At 66.6% G+C, this 17,316-nt stretch carries 24 protein-coding genes and 1 tRNA gene; 7 read left to right on the forward strand and 18 right to left on the reverse strand.

Translation table 11 applies throughout. From position 1 onward, the window contains the following. Positions 1–32 precede the first annotated feature (32 nt). The 3 genes from ACTT2I_RS11825 to ACTT2I_RS11835 all read right to left on the reverse strand — a co-directional run bounded on the left by ACTT2I_RS11825 (position 33) and on the right by ACTT2I_RS11835 (position 2,143). Positions 33–533 (reverse strand): DUF3011 domain-containing protein, encoded by a 501-nt coding sequence (locus ACTT2I_RS11825; protein WP_172407482.1) that lies wholly within the window; start codon positions 531–533, stop codon positions 33–35. Between the two features lie 229 nt (positions 534–762). Then, positions 763–966 carry a hypothetical protein gene (locus tag ACTT2I_RS11830; protein WP_421099299.1) on the reverse strand — a complete coding sequence of 68 codons (204 nt, stop codon included), beginning with the start codon at positions 964–966 and terminating at the stop codon, positions 763–765. A 118-nt stretch (positions 967–1,084) separates the two neighbouring features. Continuing rightward, positions 1,085–2,143, reverse strand: a complete 1,059-nt coding sequence (locus ACTT2I_RS11835; RefSeq protein WP_421099298.1) for a linear amide C-N hydrolase — start codon at positions 2,141–2,143, stop codon at positions 1,085–1,087. A 265-nt stretch (positions 2,144–2,408) separates the two neighbouring features. Here ACTT2I_RS11835 and ACTT2I_RS11840 point away from each other — a divergent pair, with 265 nt between their 5' ends. Beyond that, positions 2,409–2,675 (forward strand): peptidase, encoded by a 267-nt coding sequence (locus ACTT2I_RS11840; RefSeq protein ID WP_421099297.1) that lies wholly within the window; start codon positions 2,409–2,411, stop codon positions 2,673–2,675. Between the two features lie 12 nt (positions 2,676–2,687). Here the strand turns inward: ACTT2I_RS11840 and ACTT2I_RS11845 are convergent, their stop codons facing one another. The 3 genes from ACTT2I_RS11845 to ACTT2I_RS11855 all read right to left on the reverse strand — a co-directional run bounded on the left by ACTT2I_RS11845 (position 2,688) and on the right by ACTT2I_RS11855 (position 5,042). Further along, a complete protein-coding gene (locus ACTT2I_RS11845) occupies positions 2,688–2,936 on the reverse strand; it encodes a hypothetical protein (RefSeq protein ID WP_421099296.1) in 249 nt (82 codons plus the stop codon). Positions 2,937–3,006: 70 nt separating this feature from the next. Continuing rightward, complete coding sequence (locus tag ACTT2I_RS11850; protein ID WP_421099295.1) at positions 3,007–4,371, reverse strand: sensor histidine kinase; 1,365 nt, start codon at positions 4,369–4,371, stop codon at positions 3,007–3,009. Then, entirely contained in the window at positions 4,368–5,042 is a 675-nt protein-coding gene (locus tag ACTT2I_RS11855; protein ID WP_088432548.1) for a response regulator transcription factor, read from the reverse strand. The genes ACTT2I_RS11850 and ACTT2I_RS11855 overlap by 4 nt, the downstream gene beginning before the upstream one ends. A 115-nt stretch (positions 5,043–5,157) precedes the next feature. Between ACTT2I_RS11855 and ACTT2I_RS11860 the strand changes: the two genes are divergently transcribed. The 4 genes from ACTT2I_RS11860 to ACTT2I_RS11875 all read left to right on the forward strand — a co-directional run bounded on the left by ACTT2I_RS11860 (position 5,158) and on the right by ACTT2I_RS11875 (position 7,552). Continuing rightward, on the forward strand, positions 5,158–5,946 hold the full coding sequence (locus ACTT2I_RS11860) for a MipA/OmpV family protein (protein ID WP_421099294.1): 789 nt from the start codon (positions 5,158–5,160) through the stop codon (positions 5,944–5,946). A 2-nt stretch (positions 5,947–5,948) separates the two neighbouring features. Further along, a complete protein-coding gene (locus tag ACTT2I_RS11865) occupies positions 5,949–6,161 on the forward strand; it encodes a hypothetical protein (protein ID WP_421099293.1) in 213 nt (70 codons plus the stop codon). 39 nt (positions 6,162–6,200) lie between these two features. Beyond that, a complete protein-coding gene (locus tag ACTT2I_RS11870; protein WP_421099292.1) occupies positions 6,201–6,617 on the forward strand; it encodes a hypothetical protein in 417 nt (138 codons plus the stop codon). Positions 6,618–6,781: 164 nt separating this feature from the next. Then, positions 6,782–7,552: a transporter gene (locus ACTT2I_RS11875; protein ID WP_088432545.1), complete on the forward strand. Its 771-nt coding sequence runs from the start codon at positions 6,782–6,784 to the stop codon at positions 7,550–7,552. Positions 7,553–7,654: 102 nt separating this feature from the next. On the opposite strand, the gene ACTT2I_RS11880 is transcribed toward ACTT2I_RS11875, so the two are convergent. The 5 genes from ACTT2I_RS11880 to ACTT2I_RS11900 form a co-directional block, all read right to left on the reverse strand. Further along, positions 7,655–7,828, reverse strand: coding sequence for a DUF1328 family protein (locus ACTT2I_RS11880; protein ID WP_019182774.1), 174 nt, complete (start codon positions 7,826–7,828; stop codon positions 7,655–7,657). Between the two features lie 96 nt (positions 7,829–7,924). Then, complete coding sequence (locus tag ACTT2I_RS11885) at positions 7,925–8,380, reverse strand: GNAT family N-acetyltransferase (RefSeq protein ID WP_088432544.1); 456 nt, start codon at positions 8,378–8,380, stop codon at positions 7,925–7,927. Between the two features lie 90 nt (positions 8,381–8,470). Further along, the gene (locus tag ACTT2I_RS11890; protein WP_088432543.1) at positions 8,471–8,779 is read right to left on the reverse strand and encodes a hypothetical protein; all 309 of its coding nucleotides are present in this window, start codon (positions 8,777–8,779) and stop codon (positions 8,471–8,473) included. Between the two features lie 25 nt (positions 8,780–8,804). Then, positions 8,805–9,650, reverse strand: coding sequence for a 3-methyl-2-oxobutanoate hydroxymethyltransferase (gene panB / locus ACTT2I_RS11895; RefSeq protein WP_421099290.1), 846 nt, complete (start codon positions 9,648–9,650; stop codon positions 8,805–8,807). Positions 9,651–9,681: 31 nt separating this feature from the next. Continuing rightward, complete coding sequence (locus ACTT2I_RS11900; protein ID WP_421099289.1) at positions 9,682–10,299, reverse strand: LysE family translocator; 618 nt, start codon at positions 10,297–10,299, stop codon at positions 9,682–9,684. Between the two features lie 119 nt (positions 10,300–10,418). Here ACTT2I_RS11900 and ACTT2I_RS11905 point away from each other — a divergent pair, with 119 nt between their 5' ends. Together ACTT2I_RS11905 and ACTT2I_RS11910 are read left to right on the forward strand one after the other, a co-directional pair. Beyond that, complete coding sequence (locus ACTT2I_RS11905) at positions 10,419–10,880, forward strand: Lrp/AsnC family transcriptional regulator (RefSeq protein ID WP_026069711.1); 462 nt, start codon at positions 10,419–10,421, stop codon at positions 10,878–10,880. Between the two features lie 82 nt (positions 10,881–10,962). Next, complete coding sequence (locus ACTT2I_RS11910) at positions 10,963–11,925, forward strand: hypothetical protein (protein ID WP_421099416.1); 963 nt, start codon at positions 10,963–10,965, stop codon at positions 11,923–11,925. Positions 11,926–12,011: 86 nt separating this feature from the next. Here ACTT2I_RS11910 and ACTT2I_RS11915 read toward each other — a convergent pair. The 7 genes from ACTT2I_RS11915 to rpmI all read right to left on the reverse strand — a co-directional run bounded on the left by ACTT2I_RS11915 (position 12,012) and on the right by rpmI (position 17,049). Beyond that, positions 12,012–12,088: transfer RNA gene (locus ACTT2I_RS11915), tRNA-Pro, on the reverse strand. A 67-nt stretch (positions 12,089–12,155) separates the two neighbouring features. Then, the gene (locus ACTT2I_RS11920; protein ID WP_019182707.1) at positions 12,156–12,512 is read right to left on the reverse strand and encodes a MerR family transcriptional regulator; all 357 of its coding nucleotides are present in this window, start codon (positions 12,510–12,512) and stop codon (positions 12,156–12,158) included. Beyond that, positions 12,493–12,792 carry an integration host factor subunit alpha gene (locus ACTT2I_RS11925; RefSeq protein WP_005410432.1) on the reverse strand — a complete coding sequence of 100 codons (300 nt, stop codon included), beginning with the start codon at positions 12,790–12,792 and terminating at the stop codon, positions 12,493–12,495. The genes ACTT2I_RS11920 and ACTT2I_RS11925 overlap by 20 nt, the downstream gene beginning before the upstream one ends. 26 nt (positions 12,793–12,818) lie before the next feature. Further along, positions 12,819–15,200: a phenylalanine--tRNA ligase subunit beta gene (gene pheT / locus ACTT2I_RS11930; RefSeq protein ID WP_421099288.1), complete on the reverse strand. Its 2,382-nt coding sequence runs from the start codon at positions 15,198–15,200 to the stop codon at positions 12,819–12,821. Between the two features lie 90 nt (positions 15,201–15,290). Further along, positions 15,291–16,286, reverse strand: a complete 996-nt coding sequence (locus tag ACTT2I_RS11935) for a phenylalanine--tRNA ligase subunit alpha (protein WP_088432537.1) — start codon at positions 16,284–16,286, stop codon at positions 15,291–15,293. Between the two features lie 195 nt (positions 16,287–16,481). Next, positions 16,482–16,841, reverse strand: coding sequence for a 50S ribosomal protein L20 (gene rplT / locus ACTT2I_RS11940; protein ID WP_017355264.1), 360 nt, complete (start codon positions 16,839–16,841; stop codon positions 16,482–16,484). Between the two features lie 10 nt (positions 16,842–16,851). Beyond that, on the reverse strand, positions 16,852–17,049 hold the full coding sequence (rpmI, locus tag ACTT2I_RS11945) for a 50S ribosomal protein L35 (protein WP_017355265.1): 198 nt from the start codon (positions 17,047–17,049) through the stop codon (positions 16,852–16,854). Between the last annotated feature and the right edge of the window lie 267 nt (positions 17,050–17,316).

The following is a 17,316-nucleotide window of genomic DNA, read 5'->3' on the forward strand; positions in this document are numbered from 1 at the left end:
TGATGGGGCGCTCAGGCGCCGTACGCCGGTACTCAGTAGATCTGGAACTGCGCGCGGCAGCCGCCGTCCACCCAGACGCCCGTCCGGTCCCAGCCCCAGGTGCGGCCTTCGATACAGGCGTTACGCGAGGTCTGGCGGATCAGGCGCGCCTCGCGCCGGACATTGGCCACGCAGCGCTGACGGCGATGGTCATTGGAATCGCAGGTCAGGATCTGCCCCCGGCCGCTGTTGCCGCCGCCGTTGTGCCCCCAGCCGTTACCGCCGCCATTCCAGCGACCGCCACCGCGGCCACCTTCGGCGATGAACTCGGCCCGACAGCCCTGCGTCACCCACACGCCGCCGCGTGCCTGGCCCCAGGTCTGGCCTTCGACACAGGGCGAGCCGGAGATCTGCCGCACCAGCCGTGCACGGCCCGGCAAGGCGCATTGCTGCGTGCGGTTCTTGATCGACTCGCAGCGCACCGGGCCGCCGTCATAGCCGTCGTCGTAATAGCGGTCGTAGCTCTGCGCCTGGGCGGCGCCAGCCAGCGCCATCAGTGCCGGCACGACGGCCCAGCACAATCGTCTGGCCGCGGGGGAGGGGCTGTTGTTCGACATGGGAACCTCATTACGTGTTGGGGGAGGCGCACAGGATCGGTGATCGTCCGGCGGGGCGACATAGGCCAGAAGTCGCTGATTTCATCCCCTATTTAGGTACCCGACGCGAGGCTGACTGGACCGCAGGCGGGCGGTCACATCCGGCTGACAGCCGCCGATGGCCGGCTCAGCCGTAGCGCACCGCGTCCACGTAGGTCTCAAGCACCTGCACCCGGACGGCGCTGCTGTTGCCGGTCTCGGCGAAATGCTCGCGGGCCAGGGCATCAGCGAAATCGAAGGCGGTGGCCCCGCTTCGGAACGCAATCGGTGCGGATTTGGCCGGATGCACGACCTGCCAGCGGCGTTCGATATGTTGCAGTTTGATCACCATGCGGATCGTTCCTTTGCGGCATGCCTGGGCGAAAAGCTCACGACGGGAGGGATCCATCCCTCAGCAGGAACGATAGAGCAGGTTGAAGCCCTTTGTTATCGGATTAGTCTGATTTTGCTCAGCCGTCGGTACCCAGGAACCGGAACGGTTCGGCCGGCTGGAACCGAGGCAGCGCGTCCCCGGCGAACACGTTGCGCTGGTCTGGCCCCAGATCGAGTTTCAACACCGGTGCACCGCGCGAAAAATCGGCGTTGTTGAGGTCCACCCAGAAGGTATTGGGCGTCATCGCCGATTCGAAGAAATACAGCTTGCGCTTGTGATCGGCCACGGTCCGCCACCGCGTGGACGAGATGTTCGGCTCCCCCGGCGTGGTGATGCCATACGGCACGGACACGTTGCGGATCACACTGAAGACGCTGGCCAACGCCACCACCGGATCTTCGCTTTTGGGAATGGCGTTGATGTAGAACTTCGCGCGTGCGAAGCGATCGGCCGAGCGGTTGGTGCCGGGCAGCATCACGGTGCCACCGATCTCCTGCCAGTACGTGTTGAGCGCCAGTTGCTGATCGAACACCGGTGAGTTGGTCATCACCTGATAGGCGCGATCGTGATGGATCACCTGCTTGCCGTTGATGTATTCCACGATGGCACTGTCGCCGCTGGCGTCGGACAGGGACAGGTGCAGCGTCGCCAGCCGTGACTCGCCCGGCACCTTGTCGGTCACGATCGAAAACGGCTCGCGTTCAAGTGCGGCGACAGCCTCGGCAACGGTGGCGAAGTTGTCGAGCACGTACTGCGCCCATAAGGAAATCGCCAGTCCCGGCTTGCTGCCACGTTGCTGCGGGTACTCCGATTCGGCCAGCCACAACAGATTGGCCGAGAGCCCCGCTTCGTTGAGCCCATCGGTGGTGGCGATGTCGTATCCAGTGGCGACCACGCTGCCGAAGCGCGAGGTCCAGCGGATCGAGCGCGGCCCAGCCTGGCCATCGCGGGCGATGCCTTTGGGCAACACCCATAGATTGGTGGCGACATCGCTCTTCCAATCCATCGAGCGGGCCGTGATCACATCCTGGTTGTCGCCCAGGTACACCACGCGCGTGCAGGCTTCGGCCTGGGCGCAGACACCGGCGAGTGCCGCAGCGAGTGCAATGTGACGCATCGAAAACAGCAGTTTCATGGCGTGCCTCCTGGCCGTGGTGCTGACAATCCGGCGTCGAACCGGATACAGGCGATGTCCACACAATCCCGTCGCACGCATCCTGCTTCAACGCATCATCGCGTTCCGCGCGACGGCTCATGCACCACAACGCAGCATCGGCGGAATCGTCCCGCGCCATATCAGCCCACGCCCGGTGATGGAGGAGTGAACCCTGCATCCTGCACGTAGCATCGACGGACCCAGCGCGAGACTGCCCGCGACCTCAAGCGCCTATGGAGTGTGCATGTCCATTCGAGCCGCCCTGCTTCCCCTGCTCGCTGCCCTCACCGCCTGTGCCCATCCTGCACCGTCACCCTCGCCCACTGCAGGCGTACCGGGCGCAGACCGCGATGCGCGCGGGTGCATCGGATCGGCAGGCTACCGCTGGTGCGAACGCACGCAGCAGTGCGAGCGTCCTTGGGAGCTGGCCAAGGCCAAGGGGCTGGAGAACACCCCCGAGGTCATCACCGCCTACTGCGCTGAGCCGCCGGCCGGGCCGGCGACACGCTGATCCGACGCGGGATCAGCCGTCCTTGTTCTTACCGCTGAAATCGAGCGGTTTGCTGTCCCCGCCGCGATCGTCATTGAACCGGATGTTCAACTCATTGCAGCGGCTTTCACGGCGGGCGACCTGCGCCGGCAGGTCCTTCACCTGCGGCGAATCCTCGCACTGCGGGCGCGAGGCGACATCGTCATAGGTGGCACACCCGGACAGGCCGGACAGGGCCAGGCCGGACATCACGATCACAACGAACAGCGAACGTACGCGCATCGAACCGGCACCAGAAAGGGGGACCGGTCCGTTGTCCCACGAATGTCTCGGCCCGATCACCTGCCATTGGTCATGCCGGGCCCGCTGCCAGCAGCGGCCGGGGATCCACCGGCAGTACCACCAGGAACCGCGCGCCGCCGCCGGGGGCGCTGTCCACGGCGATGGTGCCGGCGTGACGCAGCACGATCTCGCGGGCCAGGTGCAGGCCCAGCCCGCTGCCGCTGCCGCTGGGCCGCAAGCGGTGGAACGGCTCGAACACGGACAGCCGTTCGGCCTCCGGCACACCCGGGCCTTCATCGCTGACCGACAGGCCGCCATCGTCGTGCAGCGCCACCGCGATCATGCCGCGGCCACCGCCGTGGGCGATGGCGTTCTGCAGGAGGCTGGCGATGACACGATGCAGTGCATGCGGGTCGCCGCGGACCCAGATCGGCTGGTCAGGGGCATCCACCGAGAAGCCGTAGCCGGCATCCACCACCAGCGGGGCCACATCCGCAGCGACGTCGCGGGTCAGCGCCGAGAGGTCGATACGCTGGGACTGGCTGCCATGCCGGTCAAGCCGTTGCAGATCCAGCAACTGCTCGGCGATGTTGCTCAGCCGGCTCAGATCCAGCTGCAGTCGCGAACGCGCGTCGCCGGGCGGCAGGTCGGCCAGGCGCGTGGCCAGGATCGCGATCGGCATGCGCAGCTCATGCGCAGCACCGGCGAGGAAGCGGTCCTGTGCGTCGTAGCTTTCGCCGATGCGGCGCACGGCCGCATTGAAGGCATCCACCAGCGGGTAGATCTCCAGCGGTACCGCACGCGTATCCAGGCCGCTGCCGCGCTCGTTGACCTGGATTGCGGCCGCCTGCGCCGCCACTCGATTGACCCCGCGCAGCGCGCGATGGATCACCCACGGCGCCACCACCAGCGTGATCACCAGCACCGGCAGTGCGATCCAGCCACCGAGATAGCGGAAGATCAACAGCAGCTGCCGCACGATGCTGCGTTCGGGAATGCCGCCCACCGCCACGTGCAATCGCCCTTCGGGCCGATCGACGACGACGACGCGCACGGCAAGCGCATCGGCGTTGATGCGGGTACGGATATCGGTCTGTTCGATGTGATCCAACCGCGCCACCAACGGACGGTACTGCACGGGCACGTCGCCGTGGACCAGGCGCCGGCCGCGCTCATCGGCGGCGGCGAACCAGAACGTCGCCGGCGGGCGCGGCACTGCCAGGGCCACCTTCGGTGGATCCGCCTCCAGTCCCTGGGTGCCAAAGGAGATGGCCGATGCGATCTGGTCACTGGTCTTCCAGTCGATGTAGGCCGAGCGGCGATCGCCGTAGGTCAGCACCATCGCACTCAGGGCCAACGCAATGGTAGCGGCCTGGATCAGGCAGACCTTCCAGACCAGATTGAAGGCCAGGGAGTCGGGTTTGAGCAGTCTCACGGCGTGTCCTTGAGCAGATAGCCGATGCCACGCATGACGTGGATCTCCACGCCGGCATCGGCTTCCAGCAGTGCCTTGCGCAGTTTGGAGACATGCGCATCCAGCGCGTTGGACTGGATGGCATCGTCGAAGCCGTACACGGCCTCCAGCAACGAGGCGCGCCCCACCGTGCGCCCCTGGCGCAGCGCGAGCGCTTCAAGCACCAGCAGCTGTCGCCGCGGCAATGCCAGCAGCACATCCGACACGCGCGCTTCGCGCGCCACGAAATCGAACTGCAGCCGGCCCAGCGACAGCATCGGCAAGGTGATCTGCGAGGGCCGCCGCGAGATCGCGCGGATGCGTGCAAGCAGCTCTTCGACCGCGAACGGCTTGGTCAGGTAGTCATCGGCCCCCACGTCCAGTCCGGTGACCCGGTCGGCCACCGAGTCGCGCGCGGTCAGCATGATCACCGGCAGGTTCGGCACGCGCTCGCGCGCGATCGGCACGAAGCTGGCGCCATCGCCATCGGGCAGCTGGCGGTCCAGCAACAGGATCTGGTGCACGCCGGCCTTCAGTGCTTCATCGGCCTGCGCCATCGTCCCGACCACGTCGATCACCATGCCGTGGCGCGCCAGGCTGACCTGGATCGCGCTGGCCATTTCCGGATCATCTTCCAGGAGGAGAAGGCGCATGGGAGCGGTGCCTGCGGGTACGAAGGAGGCGATGGTACCGCGCCACCGGACGTAACGTTCCGACAATGTAGGGCGCTCACCATGAGGCTCCGGTTGTTCCCCCTACGGCAGGTTCATGCACGTCCGTTTCCGTTTTCCGCGTCCTTCTTCCGCTCTGTCTGGCCTGGCCCTGGCCAGCGCGCTGTTCGCCACCGGCGCCCAGGCCGCCGATGCTCCCGAGCCGGGCAGGAAGGGCAGCGTCGGCATCGCCGTTGTCGCCCTCAAGGCCCCCTATGCCGGGTATGACACCGACCGTCTGGCCGCCCCGATCGTCAGCTGGGAAGGCCGCTCGTTCTTCTTCCGCGGTGGCAGCGTGGGTTATCGCCTGCACCAGACCGCGCAGTCCGAACTGGCGCTCACCGCCTCGCCGTACGTGATGCGTTTCAAACGCCGCGACAGCCATGACCCGCAGCTGCGCCAGCTCGACAACCGCAGCCTGTCCGGCATGCTGGGCGTTTCCTGGCGCCACCAGGCCGAATGGGGCGTGCTGCAGGCCAATGCGCAGGCCGAGCTCACCGGGCATGGCGGCGGTTTCTCGGCCGACGCCCGATACGCTTACCCGGTCCCCGCCGGCCGTGTGACCTTCATGCCCGCAGTGGGCCTGACCTACACCAGCGCCGATCTCAACGATTACTACTTCGGCGTGAGCCAACGCGAAGCGGCACGCAGCGGCCTGGCGCGCTACTCGGCCGGCAGCGGTGTTTCGCCCTACATGGACATCGCCGCGGTGATGCCGCTGGGGCCGCGCTGGACCGCGACCGCATCGATCCGTCGCACTTCGCTGGCCGATGCCGTGCGCGACAGCCCGATGACCCGTGGCGATCACATGGATACCGCCGCCCTCTCCCTCAGTTACGGATTCTGATCATGCGTCAGGGAATCGTACGTCGTGTCGCGGATCTGGCCTTGCAGATCGAACCGGACCGCGCCGCCGTTCTTGAATGGATTCTGCATTCCCCGCTGCCCGCGCTCGACGGGCAGACCACGTTCGAACTGGCCTGCCAAGGCCAGGGCGAACGCGTCATCGCGCTGCTGGACACCCTTCTTCGGCAGGGCGGTCCGGCGCTGCCACGCGGCTGAACCCACGTTTTTCCCCCCACCGGTGTCCTGGAGGCGCGAATGCACAACGCAACCGATACCCTGCTGCTGCGAGCAGCCAATGACGACCTGGCCGCGCATGCGATCGTGGCCAATCTCCACCGCGCCATCCAGCAGCGCATGGACCGCGATAACCAGGCCCACGGCCGGTTCTCGCGTGCCTACATCGCCGAGCTGTTCGACATCGGCCGCACCATCAGTGCGGAATGCCGCCCGCACCACGTCGACAGCGACTGGATCACCGCACGGCGTGCGTGGCTCGATGCGATCCTGCGCGACCATCCGCTGGACCGGCGCGATGCACAGCTGACCGCTGCACGGCATGCGGCCGATGGTTTCCTGCTCCGCGCCTGCGTGCTCGGTTGTGACGCAACACCGGAGGCGGCGACCGAGCGTGTGCGCGATGCCCTCATCGCCATGACCCGGCCGGCACGCTGAGCGACACCGGACACCGCCCCACCCGCCACGAACCGGGCCCTTGGGGGCCTGCGCCGGCCAGGACGACACCTGCACATGAGCACCGAAATCAGCGTGCTACATTCCGGCCAAGGGGCAGGCTGACTGCTTCTTGACGCCGGTATCGGCCGGCCTGGAGCGTGCCCATGCGGTGTTCGGCCCTGCTGCTGTCCGTGCTGTTCTCCGGTGCCGTGCATGCGCAGCAGGACGCGCCGCCGGAGCTGGCCTTCGACCGCCCCGGCATCGGCTTCGCCGCCTCGACATTGCCCCGCGGTGGCGTCGCGCTGGAAGCGGGGTTGCCCAGTTTCAGCCGTGACCGGGACGACGCGGGGGTCCTGAGCACGCAGTACAGCACTGACCTCAATCTCCGTATCGGCGTGGCCAGCCATATGGAACTGCAGGCCTTCACCTCGCCCTGGAACCACCTGCGCGTAGCGCCACGCGGTGCGCCCAGCGAACGCAGCCACGGTGCGGGCGACCTGGGCCTCGGCCTGAAGGTCGCCCTGCCCTTGTCCTCGGAAAAACACGCGCTGGCGGTGCTTGCCAGCACCACCTTCGCCACCGGCTCGCGCGACTTCAGCGAGGGTGCCACGCAGTACGCGCTGGGCGCGAGCTATGAGTACGACTTCAACGATCAGTGGACCGGTGCGCTGTACGCCAACGTGACCCGCGGTGGCAGCGAGGACAGCGTCACTTGGGCACCGAGCCTGAGCTTTGCCGCGACCGATACCCTCAGTACCTATCTGGAGGCCGGGTTCACCGATACCGACGGCGAGCCTTCGACCGAAATAGCGGGTGCAGGCATCACCTGGATGGTGACGCCGACGGTGCAGCTGGACGCCTCGTTCGACGTGGGCCTGGATGATGACAGCCCGGACGTGCAGGCCGGGCTGGGGGTCTCGGTGTATTTCCAGTGAGCTGCTTCCGCAGGTCTGCAGCAATGATGGCCGCCAATGAAAAGGCCTGCGCGTAACCGCGCAGGCCGTTGATCTGGAACCGTGGCGCAGGTGCGCGTCTGGTCAGGTCACTTTCTTGGCGATGGTCATGCCCAGCACGAACAGCACCACGGCGATGATGATGCCCGCCCAGAACAGGAACTTGGCGATGCCGATGGCGGCGCCACCGATGCCCGCAAAACCGAGGGCGCCAGCGATCAGGCCGATGACAGCAAAAATGATGGCCCACTTGATCATGATGATCCTTTCCCCGAATCGGGTTGAATGACAGGACTCCACGGTAGCCACTGGGCTGTCTCACCTTCGTGAACGCACCGGCTGAACGGCGTGAAGTCAGGGGCGGGCCATGAGCTGCATGTCCATCGGCTGATACTTCAAGCCGGAGGACTCGGCAGCCTCGCCTGCGCACGCAAAGCCATAGCGTTCATACGCCGGCACCGACGACAGCGAAGCGCTGACACGCAGCACGTCCACGCGTGCGTGATCGATCATGGCGGCCATCAGCGCCTTGCCGATGCCCTGCTGTTGAACGGCAGGGTCCACGAACAACATCGCCACGTGGCGGCCCTCCTTGAGCTCCGCCACACCGACGATACGGTCCTGCTGTTCGAACACCAGCATGAGGTTGTCGTGCGACATCCGCGTACGGAATCCTTCCACCGAGGCGATGCGGGAAAACGTCTCGATACCAAGCGGGGTCAGTGAATCGGCCACCGATCCCATGAAGGCCGCCATGCAGATGCGGCTGGCCTGTTCGAGATCCGCCGCTACCAAGGTGCGCACCGCCATCTTTTTCTCCTTCCTCGTCCATGGGGTTGAGCATCCACTCTACCCCGATGGTCCCTACCCGCCCATCCTTCGTCGCATGCGCGGGCAGGCTCAGCGCGCGACCTCGAAGAACACCGGATTGGAGTAGAACCACAGGTCCTGCCAGGGATCCTCATCCGGCACATCGGGCAGTGGCGAGCGCTCGGCGGTACTGTTGCCCGGGGCACGGACGAACCTGCCGCTTGCGGGCACCGGCAGCACCCAGGACACCGAGCGCCACGCCCCCTGCCCGGTCCAATGGCCAGCCCCGAACACCCGCGTGCGCATGCTCGGCCCCTGCGCATCGCCCTGCGCGCCCACGATCAGCTCCAGATGATCCAGCACCGGATGCCGACCGGCGGCATTGGGCGTGGTGGGCACGCGCCTCAGGCGATACGCCTGTCGATCAGAACGTGTGTTCCGGGCCGGGGAACGTGCCTGCCCCCACCTCTGCCGCGAACTCACGCGCGGCCTTCTGCAGCAGCCCGTGCATGTCCGCGTACTGCTTGACGAAGCGCGGCAGCTTGCCGGTGCGCAGGCCGGCCATGTCCTGCCAGACCAGCACCTGCGCATCGCAGTCGCTGCCCGCCCCGATGCCGACGGTCGGGATCTTCAGCGCGGCGGTGATCCGGGCGGCGACCGCGCCCGGTACCATCTCCATCAGCACCGCGAAGGCACCTGCGGCCTCCAGCGCGCGCGCTTCCTCGATCAGGCGCGCGCCATCGTCGCCCCGCCCCTGCACGCGGAAGCCACCCAGCTGATGCTCCGACTGCGGCGTGAAGCCGATATGCGCCATCACCGGAATGCCACAGCTGACCAGCTTGCGCACCTGCGGCACCATCTCGATGCCGCCTTCCAGCTTGACCGCGTGGGCGCCGCCTTCCTTCATGAAACGCACGGCGGTATGGAAGCACTGCTCCGGCGAGGCCTGGTAGGAACCGAACGGCAGATCGGCGATCACCAGCGGCCGCCGCGTACAGCGGCTCACCGCGCGCACCAGCGGCATCAGCTCATCGACCGTGACCGGCAACAGCGAGTCGTTGCCGAATACGTTGTTGGACGCCGAATCGCCGATCAGCAGCACCGGAATGCCGGCGTCTTCGAAGATCGCTGCGGTGTACATATCGTAGGCGGTGAGCATGGCCCACTTTTCGCCGCGTTCCTTCATCTGCTGCAGATGCGGAATGCGCACGCGCGGTGCCGGGACCGGGGCGCTGCCCGGGGACGCGTAGGGATGGAGCTGTTCGGTCATGCGAAGGATCCTCGGGGGGAACAACGTGGGGTCAGAGTGTGCCGGTTCCGCTGAGCAAGAGCACCGCGATCAGGATCATCGCGGCGCCCGAGACGCGGCCCACGACGCGTGATGCACGCGGGCGGGTGCGCAGCACGGCACCGGCGCCATACCCGACGGCCAGATAGACCGCCGCGCAGCTGACCAGATGGACTAGGCCCAGCGCGAGGATCTGGACGGGCATCGCCCACGCCGCGCCGGCGGAAATGAACTGGGGCAGCAGCGCCAGGAACAGCAGCAGCACCTTGGGATTGAGACCGCTCACGCAGGCGCCCTTGAGCGCCCAGTGGCGCCAGCCCGTCACAGTCTGCTCCGCTTCGGCGGCGGCGGCCGGGGGATGGCGCAGCAGCCCGATGCCCAGCCACAGCAGATACAGCGCGCCCAGGACGGTCAGTATGTGCAGCGCGACCGGCGCCCGGGCGAACATCGCGCCGACGCCCGCAGCCACCAGCCCGATCGCCAGCAGATGGCCAGACAGCAACCCGGCCACCGCTGGCACCACCGCGCGCCCGCGCAGGCCGGCAGCGATCGCGTGCGCCCAATCCGCACCGGGGGTGAGCACGAAGAGGATCGAGACCGCCCAGAAGGCGGCGATGACGCTGGGTTGCATGGGGTCCAAAGGGCGGTCTTGCCGCGATCCGTGTGCCAGACAGAAGAATATTCCCGCTCCTTTGGAATGTGCTTCCAAATACTTGCCCGGCACGGCCACTCAGGAGGAAACTCTTGCGCATGGACATCACCGATCAGCGGATTCTTGCCGAGCTGCAGAAAGACGGTCGCCTTACCGTGACCGAACTGGCCGAGCGCATCGGACTGAGCGTTTCGCCCTGCCACCGACGCGTGCGCGCCTTGGAACAGTCCGGCGCGATTCGGGGCTACCGCGCCGAGCTCGATCCCGCCGCACTGGGCCTGAAGTTCTCGGCCCTGGTGTTCATCACCCTGCGCGACGGCGACCGCCACGCCGTGGACGCTTTTGAGCAGGCTGTCGCCGAGGTGCCGCAGGTCCTGCAGGCACAGCGCCTGTTCGGCGACCCGGACTACCTGCTGCACGTCATCACCCGCGACCTGGCCGCGTTCCGGCAGCTTTACGACGAGCACCTTTCCGCCCTGCCCGGCGTGCAGCGGCTCACCTCCACCCTGGTGATGAAGGACGTGGTGATCGACCGGCCGCTGCCGTTGCACGCTCAGTGAGGCGACGGCTTTAAACCTTCTGGCCGCTGCCGGCATCCAACGATGGGACAGCCACCGAACGAGGGACGACATGAAGCCATGGATGCGGATACTCCCGGCGCTGCTCATCGCAGGTCTGCTGCCGCTGGGCTCGGCCGCGGCCGAGCAACACGGCTCGGCGCAGGTGGTCACCGCCGACATCGAGAACTTCTGGATCGCCCACGATGCGATCCGCAGCGAACAAGACCCAGCGCGCAAACAGCAACTCATCCAGTTGCTCTACATCGACAGGGGCACGCCCGGCCTGCATGCCTTGATGCAGGCCCGCGCCTATACCGCCGGGCAGTACGTGGCCGTGATCGATGCCTGGCCGCGCTACTGGGCGTCTGTGCGCCCGCTGACCCACCGGGCCTTCGCTGCGACCACCGGGCTGGAAGCTGACCTTGCCACGTTGAAGCGCCTGTATCCGGCATTGCGCCCGGCCAGCATCACCTATGCGATCGGCGTGCTGCGCACCGGCGGCACCACGTTGGACGACAAGGTATTGATCGGCGCCGAACTCGCCCTGGGCGATGACACCGTGGACGTGTCCGAACTTCCCCAGCCGCTGCAGACGCGACTGCGCACGTTCTATGCCTCCCGGCCATTCCACAACAACGGCCAGAACAACATCCACGAGTACATCCACACCCAGCAGATCGAGGCCGGCGACACCTTGGCGCAGTACGCGCTGCGTGAGGGCGTGGCGGAACTGGTGGCCGAACAGGTCACCGGAAAGAAGCCCGACCTGCCGCTGTACGTGTATGGGCCGGCGCACGAAGCCGAGCTCAAGCGGCAGTTCCAGGGGGACCGTCGCGGCAACGACTACCGCGACTGGCTGTACAACGGCAGCGCCAACCGTTTCGGGGTCAGTGATCTGGGGTATTACGTGGGGTATCGCATCGCCAGCGCCTACTACGCGGCACAACCGGACAAAGCCAAGGCGATCGCCACGTTGATCGAGCTGCGGTACGACGATGTGGCGGCGGTGGATGAGGTGATCTTGCGGTCAGGGTACATTCGCTGAGCCGTGAGCACCGCCGCGGGTAAGCCGCCCACAAAGAAAAAAGGCCTGCGCATCGCTGCACAAGCCTTTGATCGAATCACCAACATTGGTCGGGACGGCCGGATTTGAACCGACGACCCTCTGCCCCCCAGGCAGATGCGCTACCAGGCTGCGCTACGCCCCGATGATGCTGGCAATGTCCCCGCCTCTCAGCGGGCCGACGAGTATAACGGGTTTGCGTGAAAAATGGTTCAGCGGCGCAGCAATTGAAGCACTTCTTCCAGTTCCATCCGCGTCTGCTTGATGATCTGGTTGCTCAGCGCCGATTCCTCGCGCGCATCGGCACCTTCCAGGCGCAGGCGCGCACCGCCGATGGTGTAGCCCTGCTCGTAGAGCAGGCCGCGGATCTGGCGGACCATCAGCACGTCGTGGCGCTGGTAGTAGCGGCGATTGCCGCGGCGCTTGGCCGGCTCCAGGCTGGGGAACTCGGTTTCCCAGTAGCGCAGCACGTGCGGCTTGACGTCGCACAGTTCGCTGACCTCACCGATGGTGAAGTAGCGCTTGGCCGGTATCGGCGGAAGTTCTCGGTTACTGCCCGGATCCAGCATATGCCTCTACCCTTTCCTTGAGCTTCTGGCCCGGACGGAAGGTGACCACCGTACGGGCGGAAATCGGAATTTCCTCACCGGTCTTGGGGTTGCGACCCGGGCGCTGGTTCTTGCGCCGCAGGTCGAAATTCCCGAAGCCGGACAGCTTCACCTGACGTCCCTGTTCCAATGCTTCACGCAGCACATCGAAGAACGCGTCGACAAATTCCTTGGCTTCGCGCTTGTTCAGACCGACTTCGTCGAACAGCTTCTCGGCCATCTCCGCCTTGGTCAATGCCATTGCCTGCTATCCCCCATGCTTCCCGTTCAACCGCGGATCCGGGCGTGATGTTCACGCTCCATGGCAGAGACCGCCTCGGCCACCACCGCATCCACGTCGCGGTCCGTCAGAGTGCGCGACTTGTCCTGCAAAATCAAGCCCATAGCGAGACTCTTGAAGCCCGGCTCGACCCCCTGGCCGACGTACCGGTCGAACAGGGTGACCTCGCGCAGCAGCGGGCCGACGGCCCGGCGCAGGGTGGCTTCCAGGTCGGCCCAGGCGGCAGCTTCGGGCACCAGGAAGGCCAGATCGCGGCGCATCGACGGGAACCGCGACAGCTCGGTCGCGCGCGGCAGCGCGCGGGCGGCCAGCGGGGCCAGGTCCAGCTCGAAGGCAACCACGTCCACGTCGATATCCATGGCCTTGGCCAGGCGCGGGTGGATCTGGCCGATCCAGCCCAGGCTCACGCCGTCACGGTAGACCTCGGCCGAGCGTGCGGGGTGCCCATACGGACGCTGCGACGGCTTGAACTCGAGCGCGGCGCCGCTGGCAGCGGCCAACGATTCTAGGTCACCCTTGAGGTCATGGAAATCGACCTTGCGGGTCGGCAGGCCCCACTGCTGGGTGTCGGCATCGCCACAGATCGCGGCAGCCACGCGCTGGGTTTCCAGCGGCGCGGGCTGGCCCTCGCCGGCCTGCTGGTGGAACACGCGACCCAGTTCGAACAGGCGCACGCGGCCCAGCTGGCGGGCCGCGTTGCGGCCCAGGGTGGCGACCAGGCCCGGTAGCAACGACGGGCGCATCACCGCCAGTTCGGCCGACAGCGGGTTGGCCAGCGCGACCAGCCCTTCGCTCAACTGCCACTGCGCAAGCAGCGCGGCATCGACGAAGGCGTAATTGATGGTTTCCTGCAGGTCGCGGGCGACCAGCTGGCGGCGCACGCTCAGCTCGTCCAGGCGGGTCTCGGTCGGCATGGCAATGCGCGAGGCACCGCCCGGCAAGGTGGTCGGGATCTGCTCGTAGCCGTGGATGCGGGCCAGTTCTTCGATGAGGTCTTCTTCGATGGCGATATCGAAGCGGCGGCTCGGCGCGATGACCTGCCAGCCCTCCACAGTCGCGGTCACGTCCATGCCCAGCGCGCGCAGGATGCGCTCCACATCGGCGTCGGCGATCTGGATACCGAGCACGCGCGCGATACGGGCGCGGCGCAGGCCGATGGTGGCGGTAGCCGGCAGGTCCGCCTCACGCAAGGCCTCGGTGACCGGCGCCGGGGTGCCGCCGGCCAGATCCAGGATCAGGCGGGTGGCGTATTCAATCGCCGTGCGCGGCAGCACCGGGTCGACGCCGCGCTCGAAGCGGTGGCCGGCATCGGTATGCAGACCCAGCTTGCGGCCACGGCCCATGATCGCGGCGGGCGCAAAGTGCGCGGCCTCCAGGAACACGTTCGTGGTGGCGTCGGTGACGCGCGTATCGAAGCCGCCCATCAGGCCGGCCAGCGCGATCGGGCGGTCGGCGTCGGTGACCAGCAGGAAGCTGTCGTCCAGCGCGGCGTCGCGGCCGTCGAGCAGCTTCAGGGTCTCACCCGCGCGCGAACGGCGCACGCCGATGCTGCCCTGCAGGGTGCCCAGATCGAAGGCATGCATCGGCTGGCCGAGCTCGAGCATCACGTACTGGGTGACGTCCACCAGCAGCGAGACCGGGCGCACGCCGCTGCGGCGCAGGCGCTCGGCCATCCACAGCGGGGTCGCGGCGCGGGCGTTGACGCCCTCGATCACGCGGCCGACATAGCGCGGCGCTTCGGCGCCAGCGTCCAGCTGGATGGACAGTTCACGCGTGCCCACGGCGGCGACCGGCGCGGCATCGAACGGCACCACTTCACTGGCGCACGCAGCGGCCACGTCGAAGGCGATGCCGCGGATGCTGAAACAGTCGGCGCGGTTCGGGGTCAGCTTGATCTCGATGCTGGCGTCGGGCAGGCCGAGGTACTCGACCAGCGTCTGGCCGACGGGCGCATCGTCGGGCAGTTCGAACAGGCCGGACGCATCGGTGTCCAGGCCCAGCTCCTTGGCCGAGCACAGCATGCCGTTGGATTCCACGCCACGCAGCTTGGCCGGCTTGATCTTCAGCTCGCCGATCTGCGCGCCGACCATCGCCAGCGGCGCGACCAGGCCCGGGCGCGCGTTCGGCGCACCGCACACGATCTGCAGGTGCTCGCCCTGCCCCGCATCGACCTGGCAGATCTGCAGGCGGTCGGCTTCGGGATGGCGTTCGGCCGAAATGATCTTCGCCACGACGACATGCTGCAGGCCATCGCCCAGCGCATCCACGTCTTCCACTTCCAGACCGATCGCGGTCAGCACCGCGCTGAGCTCATCGCGCGAGACGGTGGTCGGGACGTGGCTGCGCAGCCAGTTTTCAGAGAATTTCATGGTGTCACCCTGGTGGACCCGGCGCAGGCGCCTGGGCCGTGATGAATGGTGGTGCGACGTAGCGCCGGGGGCTGCCCGGCGGTTCCGCTGTTACGCGAACTGCTTCAGGAACCGCACGTCGTTTTCGAAGAACGCGCGCAGGTCGTTGACGCCGTAACGCAGCATCGCAAAGCGCTCCACGCCCAGGCCGAAGGCGAAGCCGGTGTAGCGCTCCGGATCGATGCCGACGCTGCGCAGCACGTTCGGGTGGACCATGCCGCAGCCGAGCACTTCCAGCCAGCGGGTGCTGCCGTCAGGCTGCTGCCAGGCGATGTCCACTTCCGCGCCCGGTTCCACGAAGGGGAAGTAGCTGGGACGGAAACGCATCTCGAAATCGCGCTCGAAGAACGCGCGCACGAACTCGGACAGCGTGCCCTTCAGATCGGCGAACGTGGAGTGCTCGTCGACCAGCAGGCCTTCGACCTGGTGGAACATCGGCGAATGGGTCTGGTCGCTGTCGCTGCGGTACACCTTGCCGGCCGCGATCATGCGCAGCGGCGGTGCGTGCTCGCCCATGTAGCGCACCTGCACCCCGGAGGTATGCGTGCGCAGCAGGCGGCCATCGCCGAAATAGAAGGTGTCGTGCATCGCGCGCGCCGGGTGGTGCGGCGGGAAGTTCAGCGCTTCGAAGTTGTGCCAGTCATCTTCGATTTCCGGCCCTTCGGAGAGCTCGTAACCGAGGCGGCCGAAGATCTCGGTGATGCGCTCGAGGGTACGGGTCACCGGGTGCAGGCCACCGCGCTCTTCGCGACGGCCTGGCAGGGTGATGTCGATCGCTTCGGCGGCCAGGCGCGCGTCCAGCGCAGCGTCTTCCAGCACGGTCTTGCGATCACCCAGCGCGCTGCTCAGCGCGTCACGGGCACGGTTGATGGCTTCGCCGGCGGCTTTGCGCTCATCGGCCGGCAGGCCACCGAGCTGCTTGAGCTGGGCGGTGATGCTGCCGTTCTTGCCCAGCAGGGCCACGCGCAGGGCTTCCAGCGCGTCGGGGCTCTGGGCAGCGGCCACGTCGGCCAGTGCCTGCGTGGTCAGGGATTGGATGTCACTCATGGATAGCCGGAGCCTCGCGTCGGTATGCCATCGCGATGCGCGTCGGGCCGACCCCCGTCGCCACCGCTGTCGATCAATGGCACCGGGAGGGCCACCGCCAACACAAAAAAGAATGGGGAAGGACTTGCGCCCTTCCCCATGCATTTGCCTTACCCACAGCCGTTGCGCGTGAACGGCAACGGCAGGGGAATGGACTTATGCCGCCAGTGCGCCCTTGGCCTTTTCGGCCAGTGCAGCAAAACCAGCTGCGTCGTGCACGGCGATGTCAGCCAGAACCTTACGGTCCAGGGTGATGCCGGACTTGAGCAGGCCGTTCATGAAACGGCTGTAGCTCAGGCCGTTGATGCGGGCAGCCGCGTTGATGCGGGTGATCCACAGCGAACGGAAATTGCGCTTCTTCTGCTTACGACCGATGTAGGCGTACTGCTGTGCCTTGATCACGGCCTGCTTGGCAACGCGGAAGACCTTGCGGCGAGCGTTGTAGTAACCCTTCGCCAGGGTCAGAATTTTCTTGTGGCGGCGACGCGCCTGTACGCCACGCTTTACTCGTGCCATGTGTCAGTCCTCAGAGGTAGGGAAGCATACGATTCAAACGGCCTGCGTCTTCTGCACGAACATGGTTCGTCTGACGCAGATTGCGCTTCCGCTTGGTCGACTTCTTCGTGAGGATGTGGCTACGGTTGGCGTGGCCAGCCTTGAACTTACCGGATGCGGTCTTGCGGAAGCGCTTGGCCGCCGCCCGGTTGGTCTTGATCTTGGGCATTGCTATGTCCTTGATGATGTTTTGTCACTGACCAGGGCGGTGGCATTGCCACACTTTCCGTCCGTGCCCTTGCCTGCTTGTAAGCCCGGGATCCCCAATGGGAACCAGGCCGGTCCTGTTTGCCGTTGAAACAGCGTGCCCTTGCGGGGCGGGAAACCGTTCAAAACAGCACCCCCGCAAAACGGGGCCGCCCATTATGCCCGTGAATCCAGGCAGTTGCAAACGCTTGATTGGGCGGGTGTTTACCGGTGCGGGCAGGCGTGGAAC

The organism is Stenotrophomonas sp. PUT21 (assembly GCF_052232875.1).
Lineage (GTDB): Bacteria > Pseudomonadota > Gammaproteobacteria > Xanthomonadales > Xanthomonadaceae > Stenotrophomonas > Stenotrophomonas maltophilia_N.

Excerpts from the sequence above, each read along its gene's own strand:
- pheT (WP_421099288.1), bottom strand. The coding sequence starts at position 15,200 with ATGAAATTCTCTGAAAACTGGCTGCGCAGCCACGTCCCGACCACCGTC.
- ACTT2I_RS11885 (WP_088432544.1), bottom strand. The coding sequence starts at position 8,380 with ATGGCGGTGCGCACCTTGGTAGCGGCGGATCTCGAACAGGCCAGCCGC.
- ACTT2I_RS11870 (WP_421099292.1), top strand. The coding sequence starts at position 6,201 with ATGCACAACGCAACCGATACCCTGCTGCTGCGAGCAGCCAATGACGAC.
- ACTT2I_RS11925 (WP_005410432.1), bottom strand. The coding sequence starts at position 12,792 with ATGGCATTGACCAAGGCGGAGATGGCCGAGAAGCTGTTCGACGAAGTC.
- ACTT2I_RS11860 (WP_421099294.1), top strand. The coding sequence starts at position 5,158 with ATGCACGTCCGTTTCCGTTTTCCGCGTCCTTCTTCCGCTCTGTCTGGC.
- rplT (WP_017355264.1), bottom strand. The coding sequence starts at position 16,841 with ATGGCACGAGTAAAGCGTGGCGTACAGGCGCGTCGCCGCCACAAGAAA.
- ACTT2I_RS11840 (WP_421099297.1), top strand. The coding sequence starts at position 2,409 with ATGTCCATTCGAGCCGCCCTGCTTCCCCTGCTCGCTGCCCTCACCGCC.
- ACTT2I_RS11845 (WP_421099296.1), bottom strand. The coding sequence starts at position 2,936 with ATGCGCGTACGTTCGCTGTTCGTTGTGATCGTGATGTCCGGCCTGGCC.
- ACTT2I_RS11920 (WP_019182707.1), bottom strand. The coding sequence starts at position 12,512 with ATGCTGGATCCGGGCAGTAACCGAGAACTTCCGCCGATACCGGCCAAG.
- ACTT2I_RS11855 (WP_088432548.1), bottom strand. The coding sequence starts at position 5,042 with ATGCGCCTTCTCCTCCTGGAAGATGATCCGGAAATGGCCAGCGCGATC.
- ACTT2I_RS11880 (WP_019182774.1), bottom strand. The coding sequence starts at position 7,828 with ATGATCAAGTGGGCCATCATTTTTGCTGTCATCGGCCTGATCGCTGGC.
- rpmI (WP_017355265.1), bottom strand. The coding sequence starts at position 17,049 with ATGCCCAAGATCAAGACCAACCGGGCGGCGGCCAAGCGCTTCCGCAAG.
- ACTT2I_RS11900 (WP_421099289.1), bottom strand. The coding sequence starts at position 10,299 with ATGCAACCCAGCGTCATCGCCGCCTTCTGGGCGGTCTCGATCCTCTTC.
- ACTT2I_RS11910 (WP_421099416.1), top strand. The coding sequence starts at position 10,963 with ATGCGGATACTCCCGGCGCTGCTCATCGCAGGTCTGCTGCCGCTGGGC.
- ACTT2I_RS11875 (WP_088432545.1), top strand. The coding sequence starts at position 6,782 with ATGCGGTGTTCGGCCCTGCTGCTGTCCGTGCTGTTCTCCGGTGCCGTG.
- ACTT2I_RS11835 (WP_421099298.1), bottom strand. The coding sequence starts at position 2,143 with ATGAAACTGCTGTTTTCGATGCGTCACATTGCACTCGCTGCGGCACTC.
- panB (WP_421099290.1), bottom strand. The coding sequence starts at position 9,650 with ATGACCGAACAGCTCCATCCCTACGCGTCCCCGGGCAGCGCCCCGGTC.
- ACTT2I_RS11865 (WP_421099293.1), top strand. The coding sequence starts at position 5,949 with ATGCGTCAGGGAATCGTACGTCGTGTCGCGGATCTGGCCTTGCAGATC.
- ACTT2I_RS11825 (WP_172407482.1), bottom strand. The coding sequence starts at position 533 with ATGGCGCTGGCTGGCGCCGCCCAGGCGCAGAGCTACGACCGCTATTAC.
- ACTT2I_RS11905 (WP_026069711.1), top strand. The coding sequence starts at position 10,419 with ATGGACATCACCGATCAGCGGATTCTTGCCGAGCTGCAGAAAGACGGT.
- ACTT2I_RS11830 (WP_421099299.1), bottom strand. The coding sequence starts at position 966 with ATGGTGATCAAACTGCAACATATCGAACGCCGCTGGCAGGTCGTGCAT.
- ACTT2I_RS11935 (WP_088432537.1), bottom strand. The coding sequence starts at position 16,286 with ATGAGTGACATCCAATCCCTGACCACGCAGGCACTGGCCGACGTGGCC.